This is a genomic window from Shewanella sp. 10N.286.54.B9 (genome assembly GCF_041468565.1).
In the GTDB taxonomy this organism is placed as follows: Bacteria; Pseudomonadota; Gammaproteobacteria; order Enterobacterales; family Shewanellaceae; genus Shewanella.
Genome location: NZ_JBFRIY010000138.1, coordinates 1 through 627, shown reverse-complemented (window position 1 = coordinate 627; position 627 = coordinate 1). Strand labels below are relative to the sequence as shown.

Here is a 627-nt window from a genome sequence, read left to right as displayed (position 1 = left end):
GAGGCTCAATGATTATCAAGCTGTTAAACAAGGACAAAAAACAGTTGGTTTTTGCTCCTTCGTCGCTAATTTTAACCAACTATTTTATTGCCTGTTAACAGGGCGTTAGGCATCATATGAAATCTCGCGTTATATTATTTGGAATGCTGTTAATTTCTTTTCATTCGTTTGGTGCGGAGTCTTTATCTTGTAATATTGGTCCAATTCATACCGAAATAGCTACTGCAAATTGGCAGGTAACATCGTGTAGTGATGGTAAATCACTAGTTTTTGCTACGATGAAAGACAATCCAGCTATGCCTTTTATGTTCTTTATAAACCGAGCAGGAGAAAAGAAAAAAATATCAGGAGAAGGAAACGGGGCTAAAGAATATACTTCGAAAGCATTCAAAGAGCTTAAATTAATGTCTGAAATACAGCTTAATGAATTAGTTCAAGCTACCCAAGAAATAGGCAAGAGTAATTAATGCCTAACAAGCTAATAAATAAGGACAAAAAACAGTTTGCTGTTTTCGTTCCTCAACATTTTAGCAAACAATTTTTTGCCCATTATTAGGGCGTTGGACATGCCGGACGGAGTCCGGAGAAGGTTCCTATCCGTTATTTACCCATTTAAATGACACTGGT

Annotated in this window: 1 protein-coding gene; it reads left to right on the top strand. The window is 36.5% G+C overall.

The window, feature by feature from the left end:
• The first annotated feature begins 116 nt into the window (after positions 1 to 116).
• Complete coding sequence (locus tag AB4135_RS22180) at positions 117 to 467, top strand: hypothetical protein (protein ID WP_248955853.1); 351 nt, start codon at positions 117 to 119, stop codon at positions 465 to 467.
• Positions 468 to 627: the final 160 nt, after the last annotated feature.

Coding starts and splice junctions, on each gene's coding strand:
- AB4135_RS22180 (WP_248955853.1), top strand. CDS start 117: ATGAAATCTCGCGTTATATTATTTGGAATGCTGTTAATTTCTTTTCAT.